Annotated in this window: 17 protein-coding genes; 1 reads left to right on the top strand and 16 read right to left on the bottom strand. The window is 43.2% G+C overall.

All coding sequences use genetic code 11. The features are described from left to right. Positions 1-4: 4 nt before the first annotated feature. The 12 genes from ACZ5C4_RS02470 to ACZ5C4_RS02415 all read right to left on the bottom strand — a co-directional run bounded on the left by ACZ5C4_RS02470 (position 5) and on the right by ACZ5C4_RS02415 (position 12439). A complete protein-coding gene (locus tag ACZ5C4_RS02470; RefSeq protein WP_464519638.1) occupies positions 5-868 on the bottom strand; it encodes a class II fructose-bisphosphate aldolase in 864 nt (287 codons plus the stop codon). Between the two features lie 106 nt (positions 869-974). After that, positions 975-2243: a PTS transporter subunit IIC gene (locus ACZ5C4_RS02465; RefSeq protein ID WP_186876235.1), complete on the bottom strand. Its 1269-nt coding sequence runs from the start codon at positions 2241-2243 to the stop codon at positions 975-977. Positions 2244-2258: 15 nt separating this feature from the next. Further along, positions 2259-2573: a PTS sugar transporter subunit IIB gene (locus ACZ5C4_RS02460; protein ID WP_186876234.1), complete on the bottom strand. Its 315-nt coding sequence runs from the start codon at positions 2571-2573 to the stop codon at positions 2259-2261. A gap of 20 nt (positions 2574-2593) precedes the next feature. After that, a complete protein-coding gene (locus tag ACZ5C4_RS02455; protein WP_464519637.1) occupies positions 2594-3235 on the bottom strand; it encodes a class II aldolase/adducin family protein in 642 nt (213 codons plus the stop codon). Between the two features lie 91 nt (positions 3236-3326). Beyond that, positions 3327-5291 (bottom strand): BglG family transcription antiterminator, encoded by a 1965-nt coding sequence (locus tag ACZ5C4_RS02450; protein ID WP_464519636.1) that lies wholly within the window; start codon positions 5289-5291, stop codon positions 3327-3329. A 16-nt stretch (positions 5292-5307) separates the two neighbouring features. Continuing rightward, a complete protein-coding gene (locus tag ACZ5C4_RS02445; protein ID WP_464519635.1) occupies positions 5308-5778 on the bottom strand; it encodes a PTS sugar transporter subunit IIA in 471 nt (156 codons plus the stop codon). Positions 5779-6133: 355 nt separating this feature from the next. Beyond that, positions 6134-7327 carry an ATP-binding protein gene (locus tag ACZ5C4_RS02440; RefSeq protein ID WP_464519634.1) on the bottom strand — a complete coding sequence of 398 codons (1194 nt, stop codon included), beginning with the start codon at positions 7325-7327 and terminating at the stop codon, positions 6134-6136. Between the two features lie 295 nt (positions 7328-7622). Next, positions 7623-8588 (bottom strand): D-2-hydroxyacid dehydrogenase, encoded by a 966-nt coding sequence (locus tag ACZ5C4_RS02435; RefSeq protein WP_464519633.1) that lies wholly within the window; start codon positions 8586-8588, stop codon positions 7623-7625. A 20-nt stretch (positions 8589-8608) separates the two neighbouring features. After that, positions 8609-9553, bottom strand: a complete 945-nt coding sequence (locus ACZ5C4_RS02430) for a 5-oxoprolinase subunit C family protein (protein WP_464519632.1) — start codon at positions 9551-9553, stop codon at positions 8609-8611. A gap of 1 nt (position 9554) precedes the next feature. Further along, positions 9555-10349: a 5-oxoprolinase subunit PxpB gene (pxpB, locus tag ACZ5C4_RS02425; RefSeq protein WP_464519631.1), complete on the bottom strand. Its 795-nt coding sequence runs from the start codon at positions 10347-10349 to the stop codon at positions 9555-9557. A 51-nt stretch (positions 10350-10400) separates the two neighbouring features. Then, positions 10401-11672 carry a Glu/Leu/Phe/Val family dehydrogenase gene (locus tag ACZ5C4_RS02420; protein WP_464519630.1) on the bottom strand — a complete coding sequence of 424 codons (1272 nt, stop codon included), beginning with the start codon at positions 11670-11672 and terminating at the stop codon, positions 10401-10403. A gap of 86 nt (positions 11673-11758) precedes the next feature. Beyond that, positions 11759-12439 carry an RraA family protein gene (locus tag ACZ5C4_RS02415; RefSeq protein ID WP_464519629.1) on the bottom strand — a complete coding sequence of 227 codons (681 nt, stop codon included), beginning with the start codon at positions 12437-12439 and terminating at the stop codon, positions 11759-11761. A gap of 121 nt (positions 12440-12560) precedes the next feature. On the opposite strand from ACZ5C4_RS02415, the gene ACZ5C4_RS02410 reads away from it, so the two are divergent. Next, a complete protein-coding gene (locus ACZ5C4_RS02410) occupies positions 12561-13490 on the top strand; it encodes a LysR family transcriptional regulator (RefSeq protein WP_464519628.1) in 930 nt (309 codons plus the stop codon). A gap of 61 nt (positions 13491-13551) precedes the next feature. On the opposite strand, the gene ACZ5C4_RS02405 is transcribed toward ACZ5C4_RS02410, so the two are convergent. The 4 genes from ACZ5C4_RS02405 to tig form a co-directional block, all read right to left on the bottom strand. Continuing rightward, positions 13552-14733, bottom strand: a complete 1182-nt coding sequence (locus tag ACZ5C4_RS02405) for a pyridoxal phosphate-dependent aminotransferase (protein ID WP_464519627.1) — start codon at positions 14731-14733, stop codon at positions 13552-13554. A gap of 71 nt (positions 14734-14804) precedes the next feature. After that, a complete protein-coding gene (locus ACZ5C4_RS02400; RefSeq protein ID WP_464519626.1) occupies positions 14805-15560 on the bottom strand; it encodes a LamB/YcsF family protein in 756 nt (251 codons plus the stop codon). A gap of 208 nt (positions 15561-15768) precedes the next feature. After that, positions 15769-16638, bottom strand: coding sequence for an aldose 1-epimerase family protein (locus tag ACZ5C4_RS02395; RefSeq protein ID WP_464519625.1), 870 nt, complete (start codon positions 16636-16638; stop codon positions 15769-15771). Between the two features lie 56 nt (positions 16639-16694). Beyond that, on the bottom strand, positions 16695-17777 hold the full coding sequence (tig, locus tag ACZ5C4_RS02390) for a trigger factor (RefSeq protein ID WP_464519624.1): 1083 nt from the start codon (positions 17775-17777) through the stop codon (positions 16695-16697). Positions 17778-17877: the final 100 nt, after the last annotated feature.

Genomic DNA, 17877 nt, shown 5'->3' with positions numbered 1-17877 from the left:
CCTCCTATTTCCAGCCGTTATTTGCTTCTCCCCTGCATGTGACAATCCATTCTTTCAGTGTTTCCTTTACCGGAATTTTTACTGCTTCCATTATATCTGCTGTGTGGGTGCCTGCTCCCATATTCTGTATTGTCTCTCCTAATGTTTTTATATATGTATAACGTATCTGGGTGCCTACATTGACTTTCCGTATTCCTTTTTGAATCGCTTTTCGTACCATTTCTCTCGGAATACCGGAACCGCCGTGTAATACCAGCGGAACCTGAATCACACCGTGTATTTTTTCCAGAAGTGCATAATCTAATTTGGGCGTATGCTGATAGAATCCATGCTCGCTCCCTATGGAAACTGCAAGAGCATCTACTCCGGTTTCCTCCGCCAGTCTTTTTGCATCTTCCAACGCCGCAAGCTCCGACTCAACCGTATATCCTTCCTCGCCTGCGCTTTTTATCTGCCCGATCTCTGCTTCTACATGCACGCCTTTGGCATGTGCATAGTCCACTACTTTTTTTACAGCTTTGATATTTTCTTCCAATGGCAGATCCGCCGCGTCGATCATTACAGAATTGTAACCATGATCTACCGCTTTCAGGCAAGTATCTACACTGTGACAGTGATCCAGATGATATACGATCGGAACACTGCTTTTCTCCATCACTACTTTCGCAACCGCCCCAAGCTTTTCAATCCCTATCGCATCTATCACTTTGGGCAGGCAGGCGATAATGACCGGTGCTCCTTGTTCTTCTGCCGCCTCAACTATAAATGACATATCCCAGAAATCTGAATGGTTAAAATGGGGAACAGCGATTCCTTTGTCCGCCGCTTCCCTGAACAGTTCCTGTATCTCTTCTCTTTTTACTACCATACTTTCTCCTTTCTGCTGTTATAGAAAAAGCAAGTGATATGGAACTAAAATCCACATGCTCTTGCTTTTTCACCTCTTTATTACAAGCCGAAACCGCCTGTCCGTCTTATGAAGGGAAGAACAATTTCAATATCTGCAGCAATACAAAGCCTACATGTTCTCCTGTATTAAATAGTGTATAGTTTCCTCCTGCCTCTACAAGTCCAGTCTGTATTCCCAATTCTGTAATCAAAGGCGTCAGACTCGTTGCCATAAAGAACACAAGCGCAACCATAATGATTCCTGTCAGCAGCGCCCGGAACATATTTCTTTTAGACGATATAACCGGAGCCATCATCATATAGGCTAAGTTCGTCAATCCCACTACCGGAAGTACACGGTTACCTGGAAGTAATACTGCCATAATCAATGAAATCGGTACAAACAGCATTCCAAGTGTAATCATGTCCGCGTCTCCTACCAGAAGTGCGAAGTCCATACCAATCCGGAACTCGCGTTTTGGAAACTTTGCTGCCATGAACTCTCTTGTAGCAGTTGCAATTGGTGACAGACCTTCCATCAGTATAGAAATCATTCTGGGGAGCAAAAACATTGCCGCGGCCATCGTCATACCTACATTTAAGCATTGATCCCAGCTATATCTTGCCAAAGCGGCCAACGCCCCGCCTATTACAAACCCGATTATGATAGGTTCTGTAAAAAAGGAAAACTTTTTAGGAACTTTCTTTAAGTTAAAATTGATATTACGCACACCCGGAATCCTGTCAATTACCCAGTTAATCGCCCTGCCGATAGGAAGCAGAATCGGAAATGCCATCGTACAGAAAGACAATCCCCTGTACTGTTCTCCGCATACCTCACAAATCAGATCCTGATTGCGATCGGCAAGCACGAGGTTAATCGCGGAATAAATTACGCCTACAAGCAAACCTATAAAAATATTTCCTGATATGAGTGTTCCGAGACTTCCTATAAAAAGATAATGCCAGAAATTCCAAATATCTACATTCAGCGTTTTCGTCAAATTCAGTATGAGCATCACTGCATTAACAAGAAGAACACCGCCGAACATCATCAGCACAAATCTTCCGTCGCTGAATGACATCGTAGAGATAACCGGTACTCCCAAATCTACTCCGTCCAGCTTTAGTCCCCATAGTTCCTGCAAAGTTTCTACCAGGGGGCTCATCGTTGTGCTGATCAGGCCCGCTGCCAAAGAGATACCTTTAAATCCGATTCCGACTGTAATGCCGGCGCGGATCGCATCGCTTGCCTTCATCCTGAAAATCATCCCCATAATAAACAGGATGACAGGCATCATAACAAACGCACCCAGATCCACCACTTTATTTAGTACATCCATTACTGCATCCATAGTACACCTCCTGTATTATCCGGCATTTTTATTTTTCAAATACTCTGCAATTTCATCCAGTACCTTAGAAGAGCCAATTCCTGTCAGAAGCGGAACGCCGGAATAAACCGGTGTATCCTGAGGAGGCTGTATAGAATCAACAGATACTGTCGCCAGAATTACATGTGGTTTATACTGAAACATAACGCCTGACGACTCTGCCACACTGCATGTCCGGATTTGTGTAGAAATCCCTCTTTGTTCTAATCCTGTCTGTAATGTCTTTGCCACATGGGTAGATGTTGCAAGTCCTGCTCCACAAATTGCAAGAATACGGTAGTTTTCTCCCATTTTGATTCCCTCCTCTCTTTTTACACTGCGATTCCTTTCAACATACGGTCGCGCAGTGTCTGTACATCCTTATCCGGTATCGGATTCATCTTGCCTGCCATCAGTGTTAAATACGCAAGCTGCGCACATTCCTCTATATACTCTGCCGCTGAAAAAGCTCTTTCCAATGTAGGGCACGCTGCCAAAAGGCCATGGTTCTGAAGTGTGCAGACCATTTTGTCCTCTCCTAATGCCTCCACAGCCGACTGCGCCAGCTCCTCCGAGCCAGGTAAATGAAACGGCGCAACCGGTACAGGCGCATACGGAGTTGACGGCGGCATCATAGGCGGAATTTCTTTTTCCAATATAGAAAATACTGTCGCGTACATGGAATGTGTATGTACTACGCCGTTCAGATTCGGTCTTGCTCTGTAAACTGCCGTATGCATTGGGGCTTCTGATGAAGGCTTAAACTCTCCCTCCAGCCATTCTGCGTGCAGGCTGACTACCGGAAGCTGCTCTGGTTTCAGCTGATCGTATGGAATTCTCGTAGGTGTGATAATCGCCAAATCTTCTCCCGGAACCCTCATGGATACATTTCCTGCCGTTCCATGAATCAATCCTTTTTCCAGACATTTTACCGCGATTTCAAGAACTTTCTCTCTTGTCTCCTGATATTTCATTATTATTCCTCCTTTAGCATTACATCGCTTTGTTTTTTCTGATTTCATTATATATAAATCCTTTTCAGATTAAAAACCGTCTCATTCCGTATCACATAGGAACAAGTTCTTCTACAAATTCATCAAAATCCGATATTTCCAAAAGACGCTGTACTTTCTTTTTCTGGCTGGCCAGCTTGGAAGTAATATCGAAGAAACCGCTGATATATTTCATGTCGCTGCTCCTTACGATCAGAAGAAATACCAGTTTTACATTCTGTTTTCCCCACAGTACACTGTTTTTTAAAGTAGACACCGCTATGACCGTTTTATAGGCACACATATGCAGCGGATGCGGCATAGCCATATAATTAGAAAATGTAGTCGGCGCAATTCTCTCCCGTTCTAAAATATCTGCCAGAAGATTCTCTGGGGCGTATCCCTTTTCCACGATTCTGTCCGCCAGAAATTTCAATGTTTCTTCTCTGGTCGAAAAATCCATATGCGGAAAAAAAAGTTCCCGTTCAAAATATTGTTCTATTTCATGCTCCGGAGACAGAATGACAGATTTCTGCCGGATGCTTTTTATTTTTTCATTTATCTGCAAAATATTTTCCGGCTCAAGCATTGGCGAGATCGTCAGCACAGGTACACCGAATTCTTCAAATATTCCATATAGGTTGGTTGTAAGTATAAGCTGTGGTTTTTCTTTCATCATATTTTCTACGTCATACAATGGATAAGGCCCCGCGATCTTCGCCTGGGTCTGATACATAGAATGGAGCTTCGCCATTAAAAGACGGACAATTCCCATGCTCATATTACTGCATACGGCGATTGTAAAATCACTGGTAGAGTTTATCCGTTCCATTCTTTCCAGTGCTGCTCCCAAATGTGCCGCCACATAGCTTAACTGTATCTCATCCATCTCGAACCCCAGTGCGTCATAGATACGTCCGAAAATATATGTAGAAAGTTCAAAAACGAAAGGGTATCTGCTCTTAATCATATCCAGAAGAAATGCTTCCTGACTCATATTCTCATGCTGCGGCCGGGCAGAAAACCGGATATGCATCACCAAATCAGAAAACAGCTTGTCATCTCTGGTAAAATCGATCATAAACCTGTCTTTAATATCGTTTAACAGCTCCTCTACAATGACGATATAACAGGGCTCAATCATCGCGATAATCTCTTCCCGTGTAAAACGCTCTTCTTTTTTCATAAGCCTCAAATTACAGAGTTCTTCTGCCAGAGCATGTCTTTCCGTCTCCGCGTATACAATCTGATACTTTTCCTGCATACTGTCTAATATCATATCTGTAAGCTGCTTAATAACCAAAGGAATATTCTTTCCTACCCCCCCCCCCATATTTTTCTCAGTTTTTAGTCCATTCCCCGTAATTAACCGAAGTTTCTGTACATACAGCCATAACACCAACTCCTCCATATCCTGATCTGTCACCTTCAGTGCATATGCTGCAAAGGCTTTCCATACGCTCTGTTGGATGTCCTGTATTTCCTTCTTGTTCAAAAAGCCAAACTCATCCTCTGCAATCTGCCTGCTTTCCCACAGTCTTTTCAAAAAAATATGTATTCCTTTTCTGCGTTCCTCCTCCAGACATTCCGTACAGACCATATTCCTCTTATGCTTGATTACAGTTCCGAGTCCATACTTTATACTTTTTTCATTGATCTGTCTGATAGCCGTTTCCAGAGTTGTCCTGCTGATAAAAAACGCTTCTTCCAGATCATCCAGGGATATGGCTTCATCCGCAGTCAATATTTCTAATGCGAGGCTTGAAATCCTTCCTTGCAGTGTTTCGTTTTCATTCCCCTTCCCCGTATATTTCAAAATCTGTTTTCTTTCTTTTGTCTTTAAAACATACCCTGTTCCACGTATAGAATCAATATGCGAACCTTTGTATTCCTTCAGCGATTCGTTAATCTCCCGTATATCTTTACGCACTGTGCGGTCTGTTATGCCAAGCCTTCTCCCTATCTCCGCCCCGGTCATCCATTCCTTTGAAGCAAGCAGCAGCGACAAAATCCTCTTTTGTCGTTCAGTCAGATACATCTTTTGTCCTCCTTCTTTAACCTCTTTTGCTTAACATATCATACAGCTCTTCCTCTGTCCTTGCCTGTTCCATTTTTTCCATCAGCTCCTCATCCGCGGCAATCTGCATTACCTCCTGTAATATATCTGTCTGTTGTTCCTTTTTCGACAAAACTATACAAAAAATAAACTTAGCATGTACCTTTTTGTCCGGTTCCACCATATCTGAAAAACATGCGCTTCCACGCAGACGAACAACTCCGATACAAGACGCGTTGGCATGTCCCATATCCGCATGGGGAATTGCAATCGGATATGGAGCTGTCTGAAGTCCCGTAGGGAATTTTTTCTCCCGTTCAATTAAAGCCTGTTCAAAGCTTTCCTTTGCATACCCTTTTTCTGCCATTCTTTTTCCTATAAAATGCAGAATGTCTTCTCCTTCATATTGTTTTTCCTGATCCAGAAAAAAAACAGCATCTTTCCGGAATAACGATTTCTTTTCTTCCATTTAGTCTACCTTCCTTCTTAAAGTAATATTTTCTATTTACGTTCAGTATATGTTTTTACCCTTCTGGAATACAAGTTCGTTTCTTCCTATGCTTTTAGGAAGAACGTACATATTAGAATAGAAGGATTGTCCATATCAGCGAGGTCTGTATAAAAAATCCCCCTGAGAAAATACTACGGGTTCAAAAAATGAATAACATTCGCAGTCGAGCAATCGAAATCGTGAATTCAGAAATAATACACAGACGAAATAAGGCACAATCTTCGGAGAAAAATCCGTTGATTGTACCTTATTTTTTTAAAGCGATAAAATGTTGTTATCCAAAATATAAAATTTTTCATTTTTGGGAAATAATCTATTTATTCAATAACCAATCCGCCACATCTACAATTTTAACGCCTTCATATTGATATTCGGGATTTCTTGTTCGTGCTATTACCATCTTAGGATAGGCATCCTTGATTTTAAGCAGAGGATCCACTTCTCGCTTAAAGGTATCGGGATGGGTTATGTTATCCGAAACCTGAATATAAATTTTCTCGTTTCTCTTGAGTGCCACAAAGTCAATCTCTTTTTTATATAAAACGCCGACATAAACTTCGTAACCGCGTCTGAGCAATTCCATAGCAATGATGTTTTCAATGATTCTGCCGTTGTCTAAGTTTTTTGTTCCGAGCTTGGCATATCGAAAAGTGTGGTCGCTCAAATAATACTTATCGTTAGACGCGAGATATTTTTTGCCTTTAATGTCATATCTGCGGAACTTATAAAAGGCAAAAGCATTGCAAAGGTAATTCAGATAGTTGCCAACCGTCTTATGATTGATTTTATCTTTGTTCGATGTAAGAGTATCCGTAATGCTTCTCGCCGAGGTTAAATTGGACACATTATCCATTAGGAATTGAGAAATTCTATCTATCAAAGCAGGATTTTTAATTTTATACTTTTGACGTATATCTCTTAAAATCAAAGTGTCAAAAACAGTTTCAATATAGTCATATTTATCCTCTTGCTCTTTATACAAATAAGAGCCGGACATACCGCCTTCAAGCATATAGTTATCGAATGCAGTATATTTATCTGTCAAGTCAAAGTAATGAACATACTCCGCAAAAGAAAACGGATATACTTTAATTTCAAATGTTCTGCCGGTAAACAAAGTTGCCAAATCTGAGCTAAGCAGGAATGCATTGGAACCCGTGATATAAAGATCATACATTTCCGTTGCGTGCAGATTGTTTATACACAGTTCAAAGTTATCGCACATCTGAATCTCGTCAATTAAAACGAAATTCTCCCTGCCTTCCGCATAATTGCTTTCAATATATTCATTTAGCGCTTTGTATTCTTTAAGGTTGTCATACTTAGATAAATTGAAGTTAATATGGATAATATTGGCGTCAGCAATATTCTTTTGCACATAGGCTTTGAACGCTTCCAGCAGTTTCGATTTGCCAGAACGACGCACACCCGTCAAAACTTTAATATCGGGAATTCCGATAACACCTATCATTTTATCTAAGTACTGTTTTCTTTCGATCAGTTTCATAGAAAATCACCTCGCAAAGTTATTATACCGCGTCCACTTCCCAAAAACAATATAATTTTGTTTTTGGGAAGTAAAATCTGAAACTTCCACATTAACAATAAAATTAAAAGACGGACGATTTTGGGCATCCAAAACAGTACCCTTTGTCCAAAAAAGAAAAAGGTATAACCCCATTTACTGAGGTTACACCATATTTCCTAAAATACTTTCCTATCAGCCCTTGACTACTCCCAGAGGAAATATCACATCATATAAAAGGAAAGAGTATCCTTTTTTGTTCCTGTTTTATATCCTGTTATTCATTCACTCGGTTTACCGTATTTCCGGCAATGAATGCCTTGATATTTTCAACGGTAATATCCATAATTCTCTGCCTGGAAGCCTGTGCCGCCCAGGAAATATGAGGTGTAATAAAGCAATTCTTTGCTTTCAGCAGCGGGTTATCTCCTTTTATCGGTTCTGTAGATACAACATCCAGCCCTGCCGCGTATACCTTTCCGCAGTTCAACGCGTCCGCCAGATCCTGTTCCTTCACAAGCTGTCCTCGACTGTTGTTGATAAGAATCACACCGTCTTTCATTTTCTTGATATTTTCTTTATTGATAATTCCTTCTGTCTCAGGAAACAAAGGACAGTGTAAAAAGATTACATCCGATTTGGCAAAAAGTTCATCCAGCGTCACATATGTGGCCAGCTTCTTTCCTTCTTCACTTTCATATGCATCATAGGCGAGCACCTTCATATCCAGCGCGTTTAAAAGCTTCGCCGTAGCCTGTCCGATTCTTCCCAATCCGATAATCCCCGCCGTCTTTCCATATAATTCAATCATTGGATAATCCCAATAGCACCAGTCTGCATTGTTTTCCCATTTTCCTTCTTTTACCGTTTTATCATGGTGTCCATAATGAGAACATATTTCCAGAAGAAGTCCTACCGCGTATTGCCCCACAATCTGCGTACCATAAGTCGGTACGTTTACAACGGGAATTCCTTTTTCTTTTGCATAGTTATAATCCACAACGTTATATCCTGTCGCAAGGACGGCAATCAGCTTCATATTGCCGCATTTATCTATTGTTTCTCTTGAAATCGGCGTCTTATTGATGACAACGATCTCTGCATCGCCGATACGCTCCGCGATCAGCGGAGACTCTATATACGAGGTACGGTCATACACTGTCACCTCTCCTAATTTCTCCAGCGCGCTCCAGCTTAAATCGCCCGGGTTTTCTGTATATCCGTCTAATACAACAATTTTCATAGTATTTTTCACCTTTCTTTTTATTTGTTTAATTTTTTATCCAACTCATGCATCCGGTTCCACTCTCTTATGTACAGGCTCTGTGCCAGTTCCAGGCTCACTTCGATAAACCGCACCTTATATCCCGGCTGGCTCTGCGCAATTTTAGGCAGATCTACGGAAATTACCGTTCCGATTTTTGCGTATCCGCCTGTGCTCTGTCTGTCCGCGAGCATAATGATCGGTTTTCCGTTCGCCGGCACCTGGATGCTACCCAGGGAAATACCGTCTGTATTGATATTCCCATCTCCCTTATGCTCGATCGGCTCTCTCTCAATCCGGCAGCCCATCCGATCAAATTCGTTCGTGATGACACCGCTGTTCCAGAAAAAACTACGGATTCCTTTCTCTGTAAACTCATCCTCCTGTGGGCCAAGCACCACCCGAAGAGAAATTTCTCCCTGCGGGTATACATCCGCAGGCACAGTTCTCTTCTCCATACCGGATAATTCTGTCTTAGGCCGGCAAAAGCCGATTTTATCTCCTTTTTCCAGCTTACGTCCCTCAATTCCACCCAGTTTATTCCTGATCAGTGTAGATTTGCTTCCCATTACCTCCGGTACGTCTAAGCCTCCTGCAAAGGCAATGTACCCGCGGCATCCGTTTCTTGCGCCCGCAAAAGACAGCTTCTGCCCCTCTTTTACGAGTACCGCCCGATACATAGGAAGAGGCTTTCCATCCAGAAGCGGCGTCAGATCACCGCCTGTCACCGCGACAATGTTACTGCAAGTGAAGGTAAGTGTCGGCCCGATAAACGTCATTTCCAGCGCGCCTTCTTCCATTCTATTTCCAACAAGGAGATTCGCGATATGGAAAGCGTGGCTGTCCAGCGGGCCCGAAGTTGATACCCCATATGCCTGGTACCCGAATCGTCCTTCGTCCTGCACCGTCGTCAGGATTCCTCCGTTTTCTACGATAATTCCCATATTATCCCCGCCCTTTCCCGCCTGCGTCTTCCTTCGCATACGTTTTTACTTTGTATGTTCCCTTTTCAACCTCTCTTCGTATTCTGTCATATTCCGCCTGTGTAACCGGCACATGCTTCACCCAGTCCCCCGCGTTTAGAAGAAACGGTTCCTCCTTCTCATAATTGCAGAGATCGAGAGGCGTACTTCCAATAATATTCCAGCCGCATGGCTGCTCAAACGGAATCAGATCGGAAAGATTCTGCTGTACTACTACAGATCGGGCAGGAATCTTAACACGCGGAGTTTCTCTTCTTTTAAATGAAAATGGCTCTTCAAATCTCGCCATATATGGATGTCCCGGCGCAAATCCAAGCATATAGACATAATATTCATGTTCTGAATGTTTCCGGATAATTTCCTCTACTGATATTTGTTCAAGCTGTGCGCAGTACTCCAGATCCGGCCCTGTCTCTCCGCCATATAAAACCGGTACCTCCTTTACAATCTTCTTCGCCGGCATTTCTGTTCCTCTCATGTCCGTCAGCCTCTTTTTCAGTTCCTCCACCAGAGTACCGTAAAGCAGCACTTCCGGCCGATAATGTACAATCAAAGAGCAATATGTGGGAACAACCTCTATCACCCCGTCAATCGGATCCTCTTTTAACCTTTCTTCCAGCATGCGGACTCTGGCGTTTACCTCCAGGCAAATTTCTTTGCCCAGTTCAACAGAAACCGCCCGTTCTCCAGCTATGAGAAATTTTGCCTCCATAACAGCACCTCCGTTTTTTTCAAAAGCAGGAAGGTCTGTCCTCATATCGCCAGACCTTCCTGCATTTTTTTCCTATCTCCATACATTATAGCACATTTATGCCATAGAAATCGGACCGCCTCTCTGCCTTCCTGCCGTAGTAATCCTGTTGATAGCCACCATATACGCTCCCATGCGCATCGTACTGCTTTTTTCTTTACTCATATTACTTACATCATGGTATGCCTTGAGCATCACCTTTTTTAGCATCTGATTTACCTCATCCAGTTCCCATGCCATGCTCTGAATATTTTGTACCCACTCAAAATAAGAGACTACTACACCACCTGCATTGGCGAGAATATCCGGAATAACTGTTATTTTCCTTTCCGCCAGTATCTGATCTGCCTCTATGGTAGTCGGCCCGTTTGCCGCCTCAACAATTACTCTTGCCTGTATTTGTGCCGCATTTTTTTCTGTAATCTGATTTTCCAATGCTGCCGGAATCAATACATCACACTTACATGTGAGCAGCTCCTCATTGCTGATATGTTCTGTTCCTTCCTTTTCATAGTCCTTCAACGCTTTGCTCCTGTCAGAGAGAAATGCCAGAATATCCGGAATATCCAGTCCCTCTCTCTTCATTACGCCTCCAGACCAATCACTGACAGCAATAACCTTTTTGCCTTCTTCATACAGAATTTTTGCCGCCGTACCGCCTACATTTCCCATTCCCTGGATGGCGTATGTCTGCTCCTGCGGCTCCATTCCCGAGTCTTCCAGGCATTTTTCAGCAATGATAGTCACTCCGCGTCCTGTAGCCTCTGCTCTTCCGATAGAACCGCCGATCTCAACCGGCTTTCCTGTAACGACTCCCGGTACGCTGTGTCCCTTGAACATACTGTATGTATCCATAATCCAGCCCATTACCTCACCGTTTGTATTCACATCCGGCGCCGGTATATCCTGATCCGGCCCGATCAGGGGCAGAATTCTGGTCGTATATCTCCTTGTCAGACGGATAAGCTCATCCCTGGACAATTTTGTCGGATCAACCTTGATTCCACCTTTTGCTCCACCGTAAGGAATATTTGCCACCGCGCATTTGAATGACATCCATGCCGCCAGCGCTTTCACTTCATCCTGGTTCGCATTCTGGTGATAACGGATACCTCCTTTATAGGGCCCTCTTGCACTGTTATGTTGCACGCGGTATCCTTCAAATACTTTCAACGTTCCGTCATCCATCCTGACCGGTATAGACACAATCAACTCCCGTTCCGGATATTTTAATGTTTCATACTCGTCCGGCTTCAGCCCCAGCTTCTCTGCCGCCTGTTCCAGAACTGCAACCATATTTTCATAAGGATTATATGTTTTTGTTCCCATTTACAGCTTCCTCCGTTCTTTTCTCCCCAATACCTGTCTGTCTCCCACTGTCTGTATAAGTGGAAGTTATTTTCTGGCTGCCGCTTCTAATCTACAAATTCAAATCCTGCTTCCTCCAGTTTGGAATCTACCCAGGGCCTCGGCCATTCTCCTCGACTTAGGATACCCTCCATCTGTTTTTCCTCTCCGGCATGATAAGCCTTCGCTGCCTCCGCCAGTTCCTTTGCGTGTTCCGGCCGCACAGCGATCAGCCCGTCTGAATCGCCGACAATAATATCCCCTGGATTTATAATGATTCCCGCGAAAGAAACAGGAAAGTTCATTTCTCCCGGCCCGTTCTTATAAGGTCCATTTGGCGTCACGCCTTTTGCGTATACCGGAAAATCCATTTGACTGAGCGTATAGCTGTCACGCACACATCCGTCAATAATGATCCCTGCAAGCCCTCTGGATTTCGCATAGCTGCTCATAATTTCCCCGCACAGGGCGCGGCTCATACTTCCCTTATTGGCAAGTACGATAACGTCTCCCGGCTGTGCCATATCCAGCGCCTTGTGGAATAAAAGGTTATCTCCTGCCGGTGCGTTTACCGTAAAAGCAGTGCCAAGAAGACGCGCCTTTGGATTCAACGGATAAATACATGCGTCTACAGCGGCGATTCTTCCGCAATTGTCGTCTATATTAGCCACTGGGATTCCACGGAAAGCTTCCACCAATTCCTTCGGCGGTCTTTGAAAATTTCTTTTTATTCTGCATCCTGCTGACATTTTAAAACCCTCTTTTCTTTTAATCTGTCCTCATAATAGCACAGACAATTCTAATTGAAAAACGAATAATTTCTTTGTATAATATAAATAAATTCTATATTTACACAGGAGAAGAATGCCTATGAATCTGTCAGAAATTGAAACCTTCCTTACGATTGTAAATACAAAAAGTATCAGCCGCACAGCCGATCTGCTGTTTTTGTCTCAGCCTACTGTCAGCCACAGGCTGACTTCACTGGAAAATGAACTGGGATTTCCTCTTGTCGTCCGGAATAAGGGGTACAAGCAAGTGGAATTAACCCCAAAGGGTACTGACTTCATTGTTATAGCCGAACGATGGATGTCGTTGTGGAAGGAAACATTAGAATTAAAAAGGAACCAGGAAACCCTGCTGCTGAAAATCGGCTGTACCGACAGCCTTAATATCGCCGTGTTTGCTCCCCTGTATGACAAGCTGCTGCAAGACCATGCCCGACTTGACTTAAATATCCAGTCTCACCATTCTTCCGAATTATACGGTCTGCTTGGAGAGCATAACATTGATATAGGACTTGTCTATCACAAGCTGCATTACAAAAATATTATCACAGAGAAGCTTTTTGAAGAAAAGCTTTATCTCATACAGTCTGCTGCCCCTTCCATTCCCTCTGCAAAGGTACATACAGACGAGCTGGATCCTTCTACGGAGCTTTTCTTAAGCTGGGATGATAACTTCCAGCTCTGGCACGATCGTTGGTTTTCCTCCGTCTCCAGACCCCATATCGCCGCAGATACCATCACACTTTTGGATCGACTGTGGAAAAAAGAAGAAAACTGGATGATTGCCCCTGTTTCCGTCATCAGCGAGCTTTCCCGTTACCGGCCTCTTTTCATCAGCGAACTGAAAAACCCGCCGCCGAATAGAATCTGTTATAAAATCAGACACCGGTATCCAAAGACGACCAGCAAACGCGCCGTAGAATTTTTTGAACATGCTCTGGAAGAATTTTTAAAGGATCCTTTTCCTTCCTTTACTTTCGGAGAAGTATGGGCCCCTGCCGAAAATAGATAAAGCAGAAACCGGACAGCAGGCTTTAACAAAAAGACTGCTTCCGGTTCCGCTATTTTGACAGCTATTTCTTTCTCAATTCTGCCACGGCTTTTTCAATACGTCCGCATGCTTCCTGGAGTTCCTCATAGCTGCAGGCATAAGAGATACGCAAATACCCTTCTCCTTCCGTACCGAAGGCAGAGCCCGGCACCAATGCTACCTTTGCATGCTCCAGCAGGTATTCAGCCATTTCCATAGAAGTTCTCCCAAGCTGTTTAATATTTACAAAGATGTAAAACGCTCCCTGGGGATTGTTACAACTGATGCCCTCTATCTCATTGAGCGCTTTTACCATATAGTCTTTCCTTCTCTGGTACTCCTGTCTCATACTTTCTACATCACCGGCACAGTCACGCAGCGCAGTGATTGCGGCCTCCTGCACAAAAGACGAAGCACAGGTGATAGTATACTGATGGACTCTGACGCACGCCTGAATAATTTCCTTTGGCGCGCACATATATCCCAGCCGCCATCCTGTCATGGAATATGCTTTAGAAAATCCGCCGAGCGTAATGGTTCTCTCCTTCATTCCGGGAAGTGAAGCAATACTCACATGCTTCGTTCCGTCATATACAAGCTGGCTGTATATCTCGTCTGCGACAACAAGAAGGTCGTGCTTTATGGCAATCCTGCTTAATCTTTCCAGTGTTTCAAAGGAGAATACCCCGCCTGTCGGATTACTCGGATTAACAACTACAATCATTTTTGTCCTGTCGCTTAGCTTGCTTTCTAATTCATCAAAATCTATCTGATAATCATTTTCTTCTTTCAGACTGTACGTGATAGGCGTTGCTCCCAGTGAAGCCGGCACATGGATATAATTCAGCCATACCGGATTCGGAACCAATACTTCATCCCCCTCCTGGAGAAACGCTGCCATAGACGCGTACGTCGCTTCCCCCACTCCTACTGTTACAAGCACTTCCTCTGCCTCATATTTCACACCATGATGTTCTGTCTCCCACCGCGCTATTTCCTCTCTAAGCGCCGGTATCCCGTAATTTGAGGTATAAAATACATGTCCGGCTTTTAGACTTTTAAAGGCTGCCTCCTTAATTTTTTCCGGCGTATCAAAATCCGGCCGGCCAATTTCCAGATGAATTACCTTTTCACCGGCCTGCTGCATCTTTGTAGCCTTTTCCATTACTGCTCGTATCCCCGAAAATGGAAGACTTTCCATTCTCTTCGCTGTTCTATACTCCATATCAATTCCTCCCATAAATATAATTTAAGCGGCAGTCTGCCGTCCAGACAACGAACCGCACTGCTTATCCGTTATAAATGTTTTATTTCAATTCCTTCTTCTGTAAATTTCTCTCTGATTTTCCTGACAAAAGCTAATGCTTTCGGCCCGTCCCCATGTACACAAAGCGTGTCGCCTTTGATATCCGCTTCTTTTCCATTAATAGTGGTGACCTTTCCCTCCTTAATCATTTTCACGCACCTTTGTATTGCAATTTCTTCGTCTGTGATCATAGAACCTTCCATGTTTCTCGGAACCAGAGACAGATCGTCCATATACGCTCTATCCGCAAAAATTTCAGAAGCAGTTCGCAACCCCATACTCTCCGCAATCTCTCCAAGGACTGCCCCTGCGCAGTAATACACGATCAAATCTCTGTCATACTCATAAATCGCCTCACAGATTGCCGACGATATATCTTCATCGTACTGACAAGCATTTCCCATTGCCCCATGAGGTGCTACATGATGCAGCTTCATTTCACAGCTCTGCGCAAATGCCGCCAGTGCACCAATCTGATATTTAACGTAGTTCTTCACTTCATTATGGGAAAGCGCCATTTTTCTTCGGCCAAAGCCGAGTAAATCCGGATACCCCGGGTGCGCGCCTACTTTTACATTTCTTTCTTTCGCCATACGGACAACCTTATCCATCACCATTGGGTCTCCCGCATGCCATCCACATGCTACGTTTGCGGCAGTAACATATTTGATAATTTCTTCATCACTGCCGAGTTTATACGCCCCGAAGCTTTCTCCCATGTCACTATTTAAGTCAATACTGTACATAATAAACCTCCTTCTCTCCATCTTATTTTTCTTCTCGGTTATCGTCTATACGTATAAAAACAGCCTGAGAATTTTCTATGTTTAAAGTATAGCATTGGAAGAATCAAGAATAAAATAAATTATTCCTCTGTAAAATATTAATGTTTTCTATATTTAGTTTAAAAAAATCACCCACAGAATTCTTTCCAATTCTATGGGTGATTACCAGTTATCCTACCACTATCGTATATTCCTTCTGAAATATTTCCCCTGCCTCAACCTGGTTAATCCCAGGTTTTTGAGAAATGTCTTCATCAAACCCTTTGTCATCGCACCGTCCTGCCCACGGTTCTAAGCACACGAACGGGGAACCTCTTACCGACCAGATTCCAAAATTAGGAAAGCCCTTGCATACTACTCCCGCAAAAGGTGTTCCGTCTTTGTGGCACAGCCATGCCTCCTCGATCTGTCCTCCATCGAAAATCATCGTATCCAGTTCAAAAAGCTTATCTGTAATCTGACAAAATCCCTCTTTTAAGAAAAGTGTCTGTTTTGTCTTTGGCAGTGCCGCGCCGGTTGGCAAGTCTACTCCTATATACTCAAGGCTTTCCTTGCCAGGGAATTTCAGAAAACATTCATTTCTGCTTTCTGCATCCTGTGCGCACCAAAACGCCGGATGTCCGCCGATTGTAAAATACATGGTCTCCTCAGAATGATTTTTTACTTCCCATTTTACATGAAGCCGGTTCTTTTCCAGCATATATGTAATATAAAGTTCAAAGTCAAACGGATATACCTCCTTTGTCTCATCAGAAGAACGCAGAAGCCAGACTGCCTCTGTTTTGTCTGATTTTACACAAAGAAAGTCATTGTCTCTGGCAAATCCATGCTGGGAGGAAGGATATTGGATTCCGTTAAACAAAACCGTATTGTTCCACGTCTTTCCTACATTGGGGAACAAAATTGGAGAATGACGTTTCCAAAATTCAGGCTTTCCATCCCAAAGAATCTCCTGATTTTTCTTTTTGTCATAGATTCTTACAACCTCTGCTCCTCTCTCTACAATCTCTACGCAGAGTCTCTCATTTTCCAGCTTCATCCAGACACCTCCATTTATACAATAGGAACTCCTTTTTCGTATCTATCTTTCTTTTTTTACTCTGCCGCTTCCGTATCAGAGCTTTCTACCTGAATACAGTTATCTGCCAGATATTCTGCCACCTTTTCTGTGAGTATAGCCAGTTTCAGAGAGTCTTCTCCATACTGCTCTTTGAACGCCTCCACATCCGCAGCTCCGGCATCTTCAGCATATTTTTCGATTTCCTTTTCATATTCTTCCTCTGACGGCTCTAAATGTTTCTTTTCAGCGAGCAGCTTGACTGCTTCATTTCTCTTCACTGTATTCTGCGCCGCTTTCTCTGCCTGTTCATTAAACTCCTCTTCTGTCATTCCATTCATATAATTGGCAAGGAAATCGCCAAATTCCATCCCGTATGCGCCTGCAATACTCGTATAGTATTCTTTTACCTCCTGTACTTGTTCTTCTACTGCGTCCTTTGGATATTTCTTCACTTCCACTTTCTCCAGAAATACTTCCATAACAGCATTTTCCAGTTCTCCATCTACGGACTCTGTATTTTCTTCTTCCAGTTGTTTTTTAATTTCCTTCTTATACTCTTCTACCGTCTTAGATTCTTCGCTGTTTTCCTGTACCCATTCGTCTGTCAGCTCTGGTGTCTTCATCTGGTAGATCTCATTTATTTTAATATGAAAATCTGCCACTTTTCCTGCCATCTCTGCTGTATAATCCTCTGGAAACTGTACGGTAATATCGAATTCCTCTCCTGTACTATGTCCGACAATTTGATCTGCAAAGCCTTCATAATCTCCCGTCGCCCCTATATAACCGCTGTTTTCTCCCAGCTCGATTGTCGCGCCGGAGGCTGTTCCGCCCTCGAAAGCCACGCCCTCGATCGTTCCCGTATAATCCATATTCACAGTATCGCCTTCCTGTGCGGCGCGATCTGTAACACTTTCTTTTGTAGCCGCCAGCTCCAAATTACTGTTAATTACATTTTCTATTTTTTCCTCGGTGACCTCTGTACTTTCTACCTGTGGAACTTCCAGATCCTTATACTGGGTAATTGTAATATAATCATTTGAAATCTCACCGCTGCATCCTGCTAAGGATGCTGTCAGCATCAAGCTTATCATAACTGCAATTATTTTCTTTTTCATTTTCGTCTCTCCTTTTATCTTTTTCCCATACGAAGCCTTCTATGCGCTTCCTATATTTATACCACATTTCCTTTTCAGTGAAAAGTTCCTTCCGCAAAAA

The organism is Mediterraneibacter flintii (assembly GCF_055387595.1).
Note: the sequence above shows the minus strand (reverse complement) of the source record. Positions and strands in the feature narration are given on the sequence as shown.